This is a genomic window from Streptomyces sp. NPDC001868 (assembly GCF_040297125.1).
Taxonomy (GTDB): domain Bacteria; phylum Actinomycetota; class Actinomycetes; order Streptomycetales; family Streptomycetaceae; genus Streptomyces.
In genome coordinates, this window is record NZ_JBEOYO010000032.1 from 50,565 (window position 1) to 65,609 (window position 15,045).

Genomic DNA, 15,045 nt, shown 5'->3' on the forward strand with positions numbered 1-15,045 from the left:
CTGCGGTACGGCCTCGGCACGGCCCGCACGGGTGGAGCCTGTGGATAACTCTGAGGCTGTCGGTGCGGGCGCCTATGGTGGCAAGGGCTGGAGGAAGCACGGACGGCACAGGACGTACGGCACGGGACGCAAGGGCGCGGGGACGGGCGATGATCGGAACGGGCGGGACGAGTGTGATGACGGACGAGGGCAGGACGACCGGCGCGGACAGCGAGGCGCTGGCCGTCCTCCACCGGGTCTTCGGGTACGACGCCTTCCGGGGCGAGCAGGCAGCGGTCATCGACCACGTGGTCGCCGGCGGCGACGCCGTCGTACTGATGCCGACCGGCGGCGGCAAATCGCTCTGTTACCAGATTCCGTCCCTGGTCAGACCCGGTACGGGCATTGTGGTCTCCCCGCTGATCGCGCTGATGCAGGACCAGGTGGACGCGCTGCGGGCGCTGGGCGTGCGCGCCGGGTTCATCAACTCCACGCAGGACTTCGGCGAGCGGCGCGTCGTCGAGGCGGAGTTCCTCGCGGGGGAGCTGGACCTGCTGTATCTGGCGCCGGAGCGGCTGCGGCTGGACGCCACGCTGGATCTGCTCGGGCGCGGCAAGATCGCGGTGTTCGCGATCGACGAGGCGCACTGTGTCTCCCAGTGGGGACACGACTTCCGGCCCGACTATCTGTCGCTCTCCCTGCTGGGCGAGCGCTGGCCGGACGTACCGCGCATCGCGCTCACCGCCACCGCCACCCGCACGACGCACAAGGAGATCACCGAGCGGCTGGCCATGCCCCGGGCCCGCCACTTCGAGGCCAGCTTCGACCGGCCCAACATCCAGTACCGGATCGTGCCCAAGGCCGACCCGAAGAAGCAGCTCCTGTCCTTCCTGCGCCAGGAGCACGCGGGCGACGCGGGCATCGTCTACTGCCTCTCCCGGAACTCCGTCGAGCGGACGGCGGAGTTCCTGAGCAAGAACGGCGTCGAGGCGGTGCCGTACCACGCCGGCCTCGACGCGGGCACCCGCGCGGCACACCAGTCGCGGTTCCTGCGGGAGGAAGGGCTCGTGGTCGTCGCCACGATCGCCTTCGGCATGGGCATCGACAAGCCCGACGTACGGTTCGTCGCCCACCTGGATCTGCCGAAGTCGGTGGAGGGCTACTACCAGGAGACCGGCCGCGCCGGGCGTGACGGACTGCCCTCCACGGCCTGGATGGCGTACGGCCTGAACGACGTCATACAACAGCGGAAGATGATCCAGGGCAGCGAGGGCGACGAGGCGTTCCGCCGCCGGGCCGCCAGCCACCTGGACGCGATGCTGGCGCTCTGCGAGACCTCCCAGTGCCGCCGGGGCCAACTGCTCCAGTACTTCGGCCAGGAACCCCAGGCCGCCGGCTGCGGCAACTGCGACACCTGCCTCGTACCGCCGGAGACCTGGGACGGCACGGTCGCCGCGCAGAAGGTGCTCTCCACGGTGGTGCGGCTGCAGCGGGAGCGGGGCCAGAAGTTCGGCGCCGTGCAGATCGTCGACATCCTGCTGGGGCGGCGGACCGCGAAGGTCATCCAGTTCGACCACGACCAGCTCTCCGTATTCGGCATCGGCGAGGAACTGGCCGAGGGCGAATGGCGGGGCGTCGTACGGCAGTTGCTCGCGCAGGGGATCCTCGCGGTCGAGGGCGAGTACGGCACGCTCGTGCTCACCGAGGAGAGCGGGGCGGTGCTGCGGCAGGAGCGGGAGGTGCCGCTGCGCAAGGAACCGAAGAAGCCGGTGACCTCGCGGTCGGCGTCCGGTGGCGGATCGGGATCCTCCGGCTCCGGCCGGGGCGACCGCAAGGCCAAGGCTGCCGCCGCCGAGCTGTCCGACGACCTGCTCCCCGTCTTCGAGGCACTCCGCGCCTGGCGCGCCGAACAGGCCCGCGAACAGGGCGTCCCCGCCTACGTCATCTTCCACGACGCCACCCTCCGCGAGATCGCGGCGATGGGTCCCACGTCCGTGGCCGAACTCGGCACCATCAGCGGAATCGGCGAGAAGAAGCTGGCGACGTACGGGGAGGGGGTGCTGGGGGTGCTGGCCTCGCTGGGCGGGGATTCCGGTGGGGCGTCGGCGACTCCGTCCGCGCCGGGGGCGGCCTCCGTGAGCGGGAGCGCGTCCGGGTCGGCTTCGGCGAGTGCCGAGGGTGCCGCGACTGCCGTGGGTGCCGTGGGTGCCGCGGGCGACGACTTCGACTGGACCGATGTGGAGCCGGAGCCCGAGCATGACGACTGGGCCTAGGCCGAGCACGGCGACCGGACGGAAAGAGCGAACGGGGCAGAAGCGGGGGAGGGTTGAGTCATTGGGCTGGACGTATCCTGCGTGCCGTGACGGTGACATACGTGCTGGACGGCACCCGGGTGAGGACGCTGGAAGACTTCTGGCGGCTCATCGGTGAGGCGGTCGACGGTCCCGGAGGCTACTTCGGCACGAACCTCGACGCCTTCGCCGACTGCCTCAGCGGCGGCTTCGGGCAGCCCGACGATGACGACTACGTCGTCGAATGGCGTGAGCACCAGGCGTCTCGCGAGTATCTGGGCTATCCGGAGACGGCTCGCCAGCTGGAGATCCGCCTGTCACGGTGCCATCCCCAGAACCGTCCCGCTGTCAGCGCGGATCTGACCGCGGCGCGTACGGAGCACGGGCCGACCGTCTTCGACTGGCTGGTCACGATCTTCGAGGAACGGGCACCTGGCGTCCTGCGGCTTCGGTAGTCACCCGTGCCGGGTCGCCGTGGGGGTGAGCCTTGGGGTGGGGCAGCTTGGCCGATGGAGTCCTGGACGTGGTCAGCGAGGGTCGTTGAGCGTACGCCCCAGGACGCGGCTCCCTGATTCTCGTGCCGGGAGACCAGAGCCTCGTTCGCGTCATCCACGTACAGCTCCGCCGGGCTGAGCAGCACATCGTGGTTGCTGGTCAGATCCCGGCGGCGGCCGAACAGCGGATACGCCTCGCGCAAGGCCGTCGGCAGCCGGAGCCCCAACTCCTGCTCGGCCGCGGCCAGATCAGCGTCCGTCCAGCCGTCGCCGCTCGCCAGGCCGCCGCCCCAATGGGCGGTGAAACCCTGGATGAACCTCCATGCGCCGTCGCGCCCTTCGACGGCGGCGGCGAGGGACGCGGCGAGATCGAACTCTTGTGGAGTGCCGAGACGATATCCATCCCGCGCACACCACATGACCTCGGCGAAACACACGACGGAACGCATGGCGAAACATCTGAAGGAGCACACGACGGAACACACGAAGGCATCGACCGCCGCTTCCGCACCGGGGGCTAGGTGGACAGCGCCCGGGACGCGTAGGCCCTGACGTCGGCGTCGGAGTCCTTGGTGGCTGTGGTGAGGGCTGTGCGGGCTGCTTCGGCGGTGGTGTGGTGGGTGAGGGAGAGGACGGTGGCCTTGCGGACGTCGGCGTTGGGGTCGGTGAGGGTGGTGGTCAGGGCCGGGACGGCGAGGGGGGTGGGTGCGGTGGAGAGGGCGGTGGCGGCGCCGGCGCGGACCTGCCAGGCGGGGTCGGTGAGGGCGGTGACGGCCTGCGGAGCGAGGGGAGAGGGGCAGCCGACGGTGCCCAGCGCGCTATAGGCGGCGGCGCGTACCAAGGGGTCGGGGTCGTCGGTGAGTTCGGTCAGGGCGGTGAGGACGGCAGGGACGGGGGGTTGGGGCTCGGGGGCATTCGTCGAGATCGTGGCCAAGGCCTTGGCGATCGTGACGCGTACCTCGCGGGACGGGTCGGTGATTGCCGCGTGGGCGAGTTCGGTGGCCGCGTCGACCGAGACGAGGGCGCGTACGGCCTCGATGCGGACGCTGATGTCGGCGTCCGTCAGGGGGCCGGCGAACAGGGTGGTGTCGCCGAGGCTCAGGGCGCGCAGTACGTCCAGGGCGGCGGCGCGGACGACCGGGTCGGGCTCGGTCAGGGCGGCGGCGAGACCGTCGCGCAGGGCGGGCTCGGGCGGGAGGGTCTCGACGAGTTCGCGGAGTGAGGCCGCGGCGGTGGCACGCACCTCGGCGGCACTGTCGCGGAGCGCTTCGGCGAGGGCGGGGCCGGTGCCCGGCGGGAGCGTCTCCGTCAGGACGGCGACCGCCTCGCGGCGGACGGCGGGCGTGGGGTCGCTCAAGTAGGGGCGCAGGGTGGTGAGTTCGGGCTGCTCGTCGGCGAGTGCGACGAGTTCGAGGAGGCGGGTGGAGGGGTTCTGGGGGGTGGGGTGGGGAGGGAGGGGGAGGGGCCCCCTCCCCGAGTTCGATGAGTCCGATGACTCCGCTTCCGTCACCGAGCCAGCCACCGAGCCCGCCCCCCACTCCGCCGGCGAACCGGCCACCGACTCCGTAACCGACTCCGCCACCGAACCCGCCACCGAACCCGCCACCCCCGCCGCCACCGGGGCCACATCCCGGGACCCCGCCGTCGCCACGTTCTCCGCGTGGACCTCGCCGAGGTGGCGGGAGGGGCCGCCGACGGGGGTGAACTCGTCGAGGGGGACCAGGTAGGGGGCGACGGGGCGGGCGGTGAACTCCATGGCGCCGGAGGGGGACTTGTACAGGTCGAGGTGGTGGAACCAGGAGGTGTCGTCGCGGTGGGGGTGGTCGAGGCGGTCGTGGTAGAGGCCCCAGCGGGACTCGGTGCGGGCCAGCGACGACCGTGCGGCCATCTCGGCGCAGTCGCGGATGAAGGTGACCTCGGCGCAGCGCATGAGTTCGTGGGGGGTGCGGGCGCCCATCTCGGCGATGTCGTCGCGCATGCGCTCGAAGGCGTTGAGGGCGAGGGAGAGGCGGGAGCCGGACTTCGGGGGCGCGACGTAGTCGTTGACGAAGCGGCGGAGTTTGTACTCGACCTGGGGCTGCGGGGGCCCGTCCGGGTTGCGGAGCGGGCGGTAGATCAGCTCGTGCGCGTCCTGGAGCTGGTCGAGCGGCAACTCGCCCTCGTAGGGGGAGTATTGGGACGCGTCCGCGCCCGCGAGGTCGCCGAAGACGAAGGCGCCGATCATGTAGTTGTGCGGGACGCAGGCCAGGTCGCCGGCGGCGTACAGGCGCGGGACGGTCGTACGGGCCTGGTCGTCGACGCGTACGCCCGAGGCCGAGTGGCCGCCGCACAGGCCTATCTCGGAGATGTGCATCTCGATGTCGTGGGTGCGGTAGTCGTGGCCGCGGCCGGCGTGGAAGGTGCCCCGGGTCGGGCGTTCCGTCGTGTGGAGGATCGACTCCAGGGCGGAGACGGACTCCTCGGGGAGGTGGCTCAGCTTCAGATAGACCGGGGCGCGGTCGGAGGCGATCTCGGCGGCGAACTCGGCCATCATCTGGCCGGACCAGTAGTCGGAGTCGACGAAGCGTTCGCCGTGCCGGTTGACCTGGTAGCCGCCGAAGGGGTTGGCGACGTAGGCGCAGGCCGGGCCGTTGTAGTCCTTGATCAGCGGGTTGATCTGGAAGCATTCGATGCCGGTGAGTTCGGCGCCCGCGTGGTAGGCCATGGCGTAGCCGTCGCCCGCGTTGGTGGGGTTCTCGTAGGTGCCGTAGAGGTAGCCGGAGGCCGGCAGACCGAGGCGGCCGCAGGCGCCGGTCGCGAGGATGACGGCGCCCGCGCGGACCGTGACGAACTGCCCGGTGCGGGTGTTGAAGCCCGCCGCGCCGACGGCCCGCCGGTCCGCGCCCTCGCCCGCCGTCAGCACGCGCACCGGCATCACCCGGTTCTCGATGCGGATCTTCTCCCGCATCTCGCGGCGCCGCAGCTGCCGGTAGAGGACCTTCTTGACGTCCTTGCCCTCCGGCATGGGCAGCACGTACGAGCCGGAGCGGTGGACCTGGCGGACGGCGTACTCGTTGTGCTCGTCCTTCTCGAACTTCACCCCGTACGACTCCAGCCGCCGCACCATGTCGAAGCCGCGGGTCGCGGTCTGGCGGACCGTGGACTGGTCGACGATGCCGTCGTTGGCGCGGGTGATCTCGGCGACGTAGTCGTCGGGCTCGGCGCGGCCGGGGATGACGGCGTTGTTGACGCCGTCCATGCCCATGGCGAGGGCGCCCGAGTGGCGGACGTGCGCCTTCTCCAGGAGGAGGACGTTCGCGCCGTGCTCGGCGGCGGTCAGGGCCGCCATGGTGCCGGCGGTGCCGCCGCCGATGACGAGGACGTCGCAGGTGAGTTCTTCGGCGGCGGTGAGGGCGGGGATCTCCACCAGAGGGCCTTTCAGGAACCGAGGTAGGTCAGGAACCGAGGTAGGTCAGGACCCGAGTGAGGTCAGGACCCGAGTGAGGTGAGTACGTCGCGGCGCAGGGCCACGCGTGCCGGGTCGTCGTGGGCGGTGCGGTCGCGGGGGCGCGGCACGTTCCGTACGGCGGTCAGGCGGCCGGAGTTGAGGAGGGCCACGCGGTCGCCGAGGAACAGGGCCTCGTCGACGTCGTGGGTGACGAAGACGACCGTGGCGCCGGTGCCCCGCAACACCTCCACCAGCAGGTCCTGCATACCGGCCCGGGTCTGGGCGTCGAGCGCGCCGAACGGCTCGTCCATCAGCACGGCGCGGGGGCGCCCGGAGAGGGCGCGGGCCAGCTGTGCGCGCTGGCGCTGTCCGCCGGAGACGCGGTGCGGCAGCTGCCGGGTGTACTCGGCGAGCCCGACCCGGGACAGCCACTCCTCGGCCTGTGCACGGCGTTCGGCGCGCGGCAGGCCCCGGATGGCGAGCGGGAGTTCGACGTTGGCGCGCAGGGTGCGCCAGGGCAGGAGGGCGTCCTCCTGGAAGACGAGGGCGCGTTCGGCGGACGGGCCGGTCAGGGGGCTCCCGTCCTGGGTGATCTCGCCGGCCAGCGGGGGCAGCAGGCCCGCCAGGGTGCGCAGCAGGGTCGACTTGCCGCAGCCGGACGGGCCGACGACGGTGAGGATCTCGCCGGGGGCGATGTCCAGGTCGACGCCGGTCAGGGCCACGGCGTCGGGGCGGCCCAGGTCGGCGGTGTGGAGGGTGAGGCGGGTGCCGCGTACGGCGGCGGGGGCGCGCTTCTCCTCGCCGGCCCGCGCCGGTGCCTCCGTACGGGTTGGGGTCCGCGTCTCAGACGAGGTGCTCATCACGTGCCTCCTCGGCCTTGGCTGTGGCGGTGGCTGTCACGGGGGCGGCCGGTGCCGCTGCGGCTCGGGGCGCCCGGGGGCGCGGGACGGGGGCGTACGACGTACGCGGGAGCCAGTGCGTCAGCCGGCGGCCGACCAGTTCCACGGCCGTCGACGTCAGCCAGCCCAGGACGCCGATCGTGGCCATGCCGACGAAGACGCCCGGGTAGTCGACGACCGTGTAGTCCTGCCAGGTGCGGTAGCCGACGCCGTATTGGCCGGAGATCATCTCGGCGGAGATCACACAGATCCAGGACACCCCGATGCCTACCGACAGACCGCCGAAGATGCCCGGCAGCGCGCCCGGCAGGACGACCGAGGCGAGCACCCGCCACCGGCCGCCGCCCATCGTGCGGACCGCCTCCTCCCACACCGGGGTCAGCGCCCGTACGGCGTGCCGGGTGGAGACCAGGACCGGGAAGAACGCGGCGGTGAAGGTGATGAAGACGATGCCCTGTTCGTTCGAGGGGAAGAGGAGGATCGCGACGGGTACCAGGGCGATCGCCGGGATCGGGCGGACCACCTCCAGGACCGGCCCGAGCAGGTCCTCGGCGAGACGGGAGCGGGCGACGAGGATGCCCACCGCCACACCCAGCACCGCCGCCAGCAGGAAGCCGGTCAGGATGCGGGTGAGGCTGTCGGTGAGGTCGGTCCAGTAGTCGGGGCCGGAGATCCGGTCCGCGAAGGCGTGCCCCACGTCCGTGACCGTGGGGAACTGCGAGAACCGCAGCCAGACGTCGACGTCCAGGCTGGTCAGCAGCTGCCAGAGGGTGAGGGCCCCGACGAGGGACAGGGCGCGCAGGGCGTAGCGGGTCGCGGGCGGCCGGGAGCCGGGAGCACGCGTGCGCCGGCGGCCGTCGGCTTTGGCGGGGCGGCTCACGACGCCCGCTCCAGGGCGGCGGCATACGTGATGACCTCGGCGCCGTCGTGTCCGGCGATGTACGCCTTCGCCGTGGCCGGGGCGACGAAGGGGAGGAGCTGGTCCCCGTCGGCCACCCACACCGCCTTGTCGGCGAACCACTGCGTACCCGTCGTGGCGTCGGGGACGTACGCGGCGCGGACGGCGTCCTTGTGCCCGGCGACGTAGGTGAGCAGCTCGGCGGGCGTCTTGAAGTCCAGGGTCTTCGTCGTGTCCTTGGGCCAGACCTCGCTCGCGGCCGGGGCGGGGGAGGCGGCGAGCCGCTTCTCGTACGAGGCCGTACCGAGCGCCTTGCGGACGTACTGGTCGTCGACGAAGGCGTCCACGTCCACGTCGCCCGTGAGCTTCGCCGCCTTGAGGATCGGGACGTCCTTCTTCAGGGCGGCGATCAGCGCGGGCTTCAGGGCGGGGTCGAAGGTCGCGATGCCGTGCGCGCCGTTGTAGAGGTAGACGACCTCGGCGGGCAGCCCCGTCGCGTCGGCGACCTTCTCGGCGGCCTCCACGGGGTGCTCGTCGAGGTAGTCCGTCGCTTTGGCCTGGGCCTTGAGGAAGGCCTCCAGTACGGCGGGCCGCCGCTTCGCGAAGTCCTCGCGGGCCGTCACGCCGTGGAAGGTGGGGAGGTCGAGCTGCGCACCGTCGTACAGGGCCTTCGCCTTGCCCTGGTACGTGAGCAGGCCCGGCCACGCCACGAACTGCGACAGCGCGTCCGTGCTGCCTCCGGAGAGGGCGGAGGCGCCGACCGCCGGCTGCTGGTTGAGCTTCTCGATGTCCTTGTCGGGGTCGAGACCGGTGTCCCGCAGTGCTCGTACGAGGGTGCCGTCCGCCGCCGAACCGACGCTCGTCGAGACCTTCTTGCCCTTCAGGTCCTTGAGGCCGCCGAGCTTCGAGTCGGGGGCCGTGACGATGGTGTTGAGCCCGCCCCGCAGGTTGTAGCCGGTGGCCGCGACCAGGCGGGTGGGCTTGCCGAGCTGCTTGCCGCGGGCCGCGTTGAGGAGCAGCGGGAAGTCGCCCATCGAACCGATGTCTATCTTCCCGGCGGTCATCTGGGCCGTGATGGGGGCGCCGGTCGCGTAGTCCTGCCAGTCGACCTTGTACGTGGTCTTGCCGCCCAGCGCGTTCAGCTCGTCCTCGAAGTAGCCGAGGGAGCGCAGGAGGGTGCCGGCGGTGACGGTGTTGATGGTCTTGGACTGGTAGCCGACGGTGACGGTGACCGTCCCGCCGTCCGCCGCGGTGTCACTGCCGGTGCCGCAGGCGGTCAGGGCGAGCGGCAGCAGGAGGGTGGCGGCGGTCGTGGCAATTGCTTTGTTTCTCATGGGAGTTCGGGCCTCTCACCGGAGCGTTCAGCGGAGCAGGTAGGGCATGTTGACCGTGACGGCGCCGGTGGGGCAGCGGGCCGCGCAGGGGCCGCAGTACCAGCACTCGTCGACGTGCATGTAGGCCTTGCCGTTGCTCTCGTCGATGGCCAGGGAGTCCAGCGGGCACATGTCCACGCAGAGGGTGCAGCCGTCGATGCACTTCGACTCGTCGATGGTCACGGGCACGTCGGCCCGCTGGGGCGCCAAAGGCATGGCTGTCTCCAGGGAGGGGCGGAACAGAGGGGTGATGGGGTACGGAGCTACCGGGTTACGGGGGTACGGGGGTACGGGGTTACCGGATTACCGGGTTACGGGGTCACCGTGAGCGGTGCAGCAGGCCGCTCATCGTGATGCGGTCGCCCCGGAAGCGGATGAACTCCAGGTCGACGGGCGTGCCGTCGGCGAGGTGGGTGAGGCGTTCCAGCATCAGTACGGCCGAGCCGCGGGGTGCTTCGAGTACGGCGGCGGAGTGGGTGTCCGCGTTCACCGCCTCCAGGGTGATCTCGGCGTGGCCGAGGCGGTGGCCGGTGATCGTCTCCAGCAGGCGGAAGACGTCGGTGTTCTCCAGGTCGGCGCCGAGCAGGGCGGTGCCGATGTCGAGGGAGCCGAGGGTGAGCGGGATGTAGGTGAGGTCGAGGGAGAGGGGGAGGCCGTTGAGGCGGCGCAGGCGTTCGATGTAGAGGACGTCGGTGCCGGGTGGGAGGTGGAGGCGGTCGGCCACGGGGGTGGGGGCCGGGGCGGGGCCCATGGTGCGGACCTCGTTGGTGACCGTGCCGTGTTCGCGGAGGGTTTCCGCGAGGCCCATCAGGTGGTCGAGGCCGTGGGGGTACTTCTGGGCGACGACGACGGTGCCGACGCCGGGGAAGCGTTCCACCAGGCCCTCGGCGCGGAGGAGGTCCAGGGCCTCGCGGACTGTGTTGCGGGTGGCGCGGTAGTCGGTGGCGAGGGTGTTCTCGTGGGGGAGGGTGCCGTTCTCGAAGCCGTCGGTGAGGAGTTGGCGGCGGAGGAGATCGGCGAGCTGCCGGGCCTGGTCCGCGCGCAGCCGGCGACGTGCGCGGTGGGCGGCGACGGTGGTCGCGCCCTGGCCGGCGTGGTCCCGGATGCGGTCGGTGGGTGGCATGTTTTGAACCATACCGAAATGGTGGGGAAGGGAATGTTGCGGGAGTGTTGCGCCATCTGGGGTGGGGGGTGGTGGGGGTTTGAGCTGGGGTTTTGCGGGGGTGGGGGCAAGATCTGCCACCGGGTTGTCCAGTGGGTGGGAATGGTGTGCCGGTGGCTGGGATGTGCGGTTGCGTGGGGCTGGGCGGGGGTGGGTTCCGCCGCTCGGCGGTGACGAGGCGCCGCCTGCGCCCACCCGTGCCGCCCCAGCGGCACGACTGCCCGCAGTCATGTCAGGGGTGGGTGGGCCGCGCCCTGAAGGGGCGCGGGGAACTGCGCGAGCAACCACGACGCACCGTACGCCGCCCACGAACCGGCACCCCTACAGCGAACCCGCGCCCCGCCCACCGACAACACGCTCCACTCCACCGGCGATGCGCCCACCCCCATCGGCAACGCACCCACCCCGCCGGCGGCACCCCCCGCTACTCCCGCCCCCTGATCCTCCCCGTGACCTCCCCCAACCCCACCCTCGTCCCACCGGGCCCCGGGGCCCACGCCGTGAGGGTGACCTCGTCGCCGTCCTCCAGGAACGTGCGCTTGCCGGTGGGGAGGTCGAGGGGGTCCTGCCCGTTCCAGGTCAGCTCCAGCAGCGAGCCCCGTTCGCCGGAGGCACCCCCGCTGACCGTGCCGGAGCCGTAGAGGTCGCCCGTGCGGAGGGAGGCGCCGTTGACGGTCATGTGGGCCAGCTGCTGCGCGGCGGTCCAGTACATCGTGGAGAAGGGCGGCTCCGAGACGACGTGCCCGTTGATGGCGACGGTGATGCGGAGGTCGTAGCCCCCGGGGTCGACGTCCGACGGGGAGTCGTCCAGGTAGGGGAGCAGGGCGTGCGTGCGCTCCGGGGGTGACACGCGGGCCTCGTCCAGGGCGTCCAGCGGGGTGATCCAGGCCGAGACGGACGTGGCGAAGGACTTGCCGAGGAAGGGGCCGAGGGGGACGTACTCCCAGGCCTGGAGGTCGCGTGCGGACCAGTCGTTGAGGAGGCAGAGGCCGAAGACGTGGTCGCGGAAGTCGCCCAGCGCCACCGGCCGGCCCTGCTCCGACGGCACCCCGACGACGAAGCCGACCTCCGCCTCGATGTCGAGCCGGACGGACGGGCCGAACACGGGCGCCGGGTCGGTGGCCGCCTTGCGCTGGCCGGACGGCCGTACCACCTCCGTGCCGGACACGACAACCGTGCCGGACCGGCCGTGGTAACCGATGGGCAGATGCTTCCAGTTGGGGGTCAGCGGGTCCGGAGAGTCGGGGCGGAAGATCTTCCCGACGTTCCGGGCGTGGTTCTCGGAGGCGTAGAAGTCGACGTAGTCGGCCACCTCGAAGGGCAGGTGCAGGGTCACCGAGGACAGCGCGTGGAAGTGCGGGGCGATCGTCTCGCGGTGCGAGGGCACCGTCAGCCACGCCGTCAGCGCCCGGCGGAGATCCGACCACGCCGTGCGCCCCGCCGCCAGCAGGGGGTTGAGCGTGGGGTGGGCGAGGAGCGCGGCGTACGGGGAGCCGAGGGCGTGGGCCGCCGCGGCGGCGTCGAGGACGTGGTCGCCGAGGCGGACACCGACCGTACGGGCGTCGGAACCGGCGGCGGAGAAGACGCCGTAGGGGAGGTTGTGCGGGCCGAAGGGGTGGCCCTCGGGGACGTCGAAGGGGTCGCCTTCGGAGGCGTCGGAGACTTCGGAGGGGGCGTCCTCGGGGACATCGAAGGGGGGCATCGGGTGCTGCCTCGCTCTCGTGCGTTCCGTCGTACGTGGGTCGCGGATCACGTTACGGGGAGGCGCGGAGATCGGGGAGTGTCTAAAGAGTTCGTAATGTCCTGATAGGGGAGGGTCGGAAGGAATGGTTCCGGCTTAGCGTCCTCTGGGGGACGCGGACGGGGTGGGTCCGGGTCCGGTAGGGGGGACACGTGGGGGGACCCGTGGCCAGGGGTACTTGGGGTGCGCCGGTACAGGCGGACCGAGGCGTTCCGGGGCTGGTGGTGAAGCTCGGCGGCTATCCGCTGCACCATGGCGGCGTAGGAGCCATCCGCAGTCTGGGGCGGCTCGGCGTGCCGATGTACGCGATCACGGAGGACCGGTACACACCGGCCGCCGTCTCACGCTATCTGCGGCGGGCGTTCGTCTGGCCGACCACCGGGACGGAGGAGCCCGGGTGGCTGGTGGACGGCCTGCTGCGCATCGGCCGGCGGATCGGCCGGCCCGCCGTGCTCATACCCACCGACGAGGAAGCCGCGGTGCTCATCGCCGAGCACCAGGAGGAACTGGCGACCCGGTTCCTCTTCCCCCGCGTCGACGGGAAGCTCCCTCGCCGGCTCGCCAGTAAGCAGGGGCTCCACGAACTCTGCGGGGAACACGGCATCGCCAGCCCCGTCAGCTCCTTCCCGCAGTCGTACGACGAGGTCGAACGGTTCGCGCAGCGGGCCCGCTTCCCGGTGGTGGCCAAGAACCGGGAGGCCTTCGAACGGCGTCGTCAGCCCGCCGTCAGCGGCACGACCCGCATCGCCGACCGGGAGAGCCTGCTGCGGCTGGCCCGGGGCTGGGGCGATCGGCCCGGGGTGATCCTCCAGGAGTATCTGCCCCGGGAGGACGCCGAGGACTGGATCGTGCACGCCTACTTCGACGCGGACTCCGCGCCGCTCGCGATGTTCACCGGGGTGAAGGTGCGGTCCTGGCCGCCCCACGCGGGGATGACGGCGAACGCGTACGTCGTCGACAACCCCGAACTCGCGGACCTCGCCGCGCGGTTCATCAAACAGATCGGGTTCGCCGGGGTCATCGACCTCGATCTGCGCTTCGACCGGCGGGACGGGCGGTACAAACTGCTCGACTTCAATCCCCGGATGGGCGCGCAGTTCCGGCTCTTCGAGAACGAGGCCGGGATCGACGTCGTACGCGCCATGCACCTCGATCTGACCGGGCGGGCCGTGCCGGAGGGGGAACAGCTCGCCGGGCGGCGGTACATCGTGGAGAACATCGATCTGCCGGCCCTGCTCGCCTACCGGCGCAGCGGGTACACCACGCCGCACGCGCCGGCCCGCGCGAGCGGTACGGAGCTGGCGTGGCTCGCGGGTGACGATCCGCTGCCGTTCCTCACGATGCTCGCGCGCTTCGTGCGGCCGGGCGCGAAGCATCTGTACCACCTGTGGCGGACCAGTCGAAGCACTCGCCTGGGCAACGCCCCTGTGCGGCCCTAGCCGCACGTAGGCCACACGAAAGCCATGAAAGACGTCACACGAAGTAGGCACAACGCGTCCTGGGGAGGGACTTCGTGATTCAACCGGTGGCAGTCATCGGTGCCGGGCCTTTCGGCCTGTCCACCGCCGCGCATCTGCGGGCCCATGGCATTCCGGTCCGTGTCTTCGGTGAACCCATGGTGAGCTGGCGGGACAACATGCCCGCCGGGATGCTGCTGAAGTCGACCCCGGCGGCGTCGAACATCGACGCCCCGCAGCGCGGCCACACCCTGGCCGACTACTGCGACGCCGCCGGCATCCGGCGGCTCGTGACGGACGAGGACATCATCCCCGTCGAGACCTTCATCTCCTACGGGGAGTGGTTCCAGCAGCGGCTCGTGCCCGACCTGGAACGGGTGCGGGTGGTGTCCGTGGACCGGGGCAAGGGCGGCGGCTTCGAACTGAAGCTGGACTCGGGGGAGTTGTTCGCGGCGCGGGCCGTCGTCGTGGCGAGCGGGCTGTTCGGGCTGGCGCATCTGCCGCCCGAGCTGGCGGGCGCCGCCGTGGACGGACCCACCCCCACGGGGCCCGTCTCGCACAGCTCACAGCACTCCGAGCTGAGCCGGTTCCAGGGCAAGGACCTGATCGTGGTGGGCGCGGGGCAATCCGCTCTGGAGACGGCGGTGCTCGCGGCCGAGGCCGGCGCGCGGGTGCGGGTCGTGGCGCGCGGGCAGGGGGCCGTGGCCTTCGGCGCGCCCCCGTGGAAGCAGCCGAGGCTGCGGCCCGAGTCGCCGTTCGGACGGGCCTGGTCGCTGTGGGCCCTCAGCTACTACCCGCACCCCTACCGGTACCTGCCCGCCGCCACCCGGCACCACCTGGTCCGCCGGGTGCTTGGGCCGCTGGGCGCCTGGTGGTTGCGCGAGCGGTTCGAGGGGCGGGTTGAGGTGCGGGAGGTGGCGCGGGTGGTGCGCGCCGGGGTCATCGACGGGCGTCCGCGTCTTGTGGTGCGTGAGCATGAGGGGCGTACGGGGGAGTGGGGCGCCGATCATGTCATCGCGGCGACCGGGTATCGGGTCGACGTCGGGGCGATGGGGTTCCTGGGGCATGAGTTGCGTACGGAGTTGGGGGTGAGCCGGGGGACGCCGGTGCTGGGGGCGGGGTTCCGGTCGTCGATACCGGGGTTGTACTTCACGGGGTTGCCCGCGGCGGCTTCGTACGGGCCGGTGATGAGGTTCGTGTGCGGGACGGAGTTCGCTTCGCCTCGGCTGGCTCGGCATTTGGCGGCGGCGCATGGGTGAGTGACGGGGCCGGGTTCGGCTCGGTGGGGTTCGGTGCGTCGCGGGGTGCGGGTGGGTGGGGGTTG

12 protein-coding genes are annotated in these 15,045 nt (G+C 71.6%); 5 read left to right on the top strand and 7 right to left on the bottom strand.

Annotated elements, in window-relative coordinates:
• Positions 1-149: 149 nt before the first annotated feature.
• The 3 genes from recQ (at position 150) to ABT147_RS30520 (ending at position 3,285) form a co-directional block, all read left to right on the top strand.
• Positions 150-2,252, top strand: a complete 2,103-nt coding sequence (gene recQ, locus ABT147_RS30510) for a DNA helicase RecQ (protein ID WP_351412038.1) — start codon at positions 150-152, stop codon at positions 2,250-2,252.
• Positions 2,253-2,338: 86 nt separating this feature from the next.
• Positions 2,339-2,725 (top strand): barstar family protein, encoded by a 387-nt coding sequence (locus tag ABT147_RS30515; protein WP_351412041.1) that lies wholly within the window; start codon positions 2,339-2,341, stop codon positions 2,723-2,725.
• A 122-nt stretch (positions 2,726-2,847) separates the two neighbouring features.
• Positions 2,848-3,285 (top strand): hypothetical protein, encoded by a 438-nt coding sequence (locus ABT147_RS30520; protein ID WP_351412043.1) that lies wholly within the window; start codon positions 2,848-2,850, stop codon positions 3,283-3,285.
• On the opposite strand, the gene ABT147_RS30525 is transcribed toward ABT147_RS30520, so the two are convergent.
• The 7 genes from ABT147_RS30525 to fahA all read right to left on the bottom strand — a co-directional run bounded on the left by ABT147_RS30525 (position 3,282) and on the right by fahA (position 12,225).
• Entirely contained in the window at positions 3,282-6,170 is a 2,889-nt protein-coding gene (locus tag ABT147_RS30525) for a fumarate reductase/succinate dehydrogenase flavoprotein subunit (protein WP_351412045.1), read from the bottom strand. The genes ABT147_RS30520 and ABT147_RS30525 overlap by 4 nt on opposite strands.
• A gap of 62 nt (positions 6,171-6,232) precedes the next feature.
• Complete coding sequence (locus ABT147_RS30530) at positions 6,233-7,051, bottom strand: ABC transporter ATP-binding protein (protein WP_351412048.1); 819 nt, start codon at positions 7,049-7,051, stop codon at positions 6,233-6,235.
• The gene (locus ABT147_RS30535) at positions 7,035-7,970 is read right to left on the bottom strand and encodes an ABC transporter permease (RefSeq protein ID WP_351412050.1); all 936 of its coding nucleotides are present in this window, start codon (positions 7,968-7,970) and stop codon (positions 7,035-7,037) included. The genes ABT147_RS30530 and ABT147_RS30535 overlap by 17 nt, the downstream gene beginning before the upstream one ends.
• A complete protein-coding gene (locus ABT147_RS30540) occupies positions 7,967-9,322 on the bottom strand; it encodes an ABC transporter substrate-binding protein (RefSeq protein WP_351412052.1) in 1,356 nt (451 codons plus the stop codon). Before ABT147_RS30540 ends, ABT147_RS30535 begins: the two co-directional genes overlap by 4 nt.
• 27 nt (positions 9,323-9,349) lie before the next feature.
• Positions 9,350-9,577, bottom strand: a complete 228-nt coding sequence (locus ABT147_RS30545) for a 4Fe-4S dicluster domain-containing protein (protein WP_010986276.1) — start codon at positions 9,575-9,577, stop codon at positions 9,350-9,352.
• Between the two features lie 103 nt (positions 9,578-9,680).
• Positions 9,681-10,484, bottom strand: coding sequence for a GntR family transcriptional regulator (locus tag ABT147_RS30550; protein WP_351412055.1), 804 nt, complete (start codon positions 10,482-10,484; stop codon positions 9,681-9,683).
• 463 nt (positions 10,485-10,947) lie between these two features.
• Positions 10,948-12,225, bottom strand: coding sequence for a fumarylacetoacetase (fahA, locus tag ABT147_RS30555; protein ID WP_351412057.1), 1,278 nt, complete (start codon positions 12,223-12,225; stop codon positions 10,948-10,950).
• Between the two features lie 203 nt (positions 12,226-12,428).
• On the opposite strand from fahA, the gene ABT147_RS30560 reads away from it, so the two are divergent.
• Positions 12,429-13,703, top strand: a complete 1,275-nt coding sequence (locus ABT147_RS30560; RefSeq protein WP_351412059.1) for a carboxylate--amine ligase — start codon at positions 12,429-12,431, stop codon at positions 13,701-13,703.
• 74 nt (positions 13,704-13,777) lie between these two features.
• On the top strand, positions 13,778-14,980 hold the full coding sequence (locus ABT147_RS30565; RefSeq protein ID WP_351412061.1) for an NAD(P)-binding domain-containing protein: 1,203 nt from the start codon (positions 13,778-13,780) through the stop codon (positions 14,978-14,980).
• Positions 14,981-15,045 lie beyond the last annotated feature (65 nt).

Excerpts from the sequence above, each read along its gene's own strand:
- recQ (WP_351412038.1), top strand. The coding sequence starts at position 150 with ATGATCGGAACGGGCGGGACGAGTGTGATGACGGACGAGGGCAGGACG.
- ABT147_RS30530 (WP_351412048.1), bottom strand. The coding sequence starts at position 7,051 with ATGAGCACCTCGTCTGAGACGCGGACCCCAACCCGTACGGAGGCACCG.
- ABT147_RS30540 (WP_351412052.1), bottom strand. The coding sequence starts at position 9,322 with ATGAGAAACAAAGCAATTGCCACGACCGCCGCCACCCTCCTGCTGCCG.
- ABT147_RS30545 (WP_010986276.1), bottom strand. The coding sequence starts at position 9,577 with ATGCCTTTGGCGCCCCAGCGGGCCGACGTGCCCGTGACCATCGACGAG.
- ABT147_RS30550 (WP_351412055.1), bottom strand. The coding sequence starts at position 10,484 with ATGCCACCCACCGACCGCATCCGGGACCACGCCGGCCAGGGCGCGACC.
- fahA (WP_351412057.1), bottom strand. The coding sequence starts at position 12,225 with ATGCCCCCCTTCGATGTCCCCGAGGACGCCCCCTCCGAAGTCTCCGAC.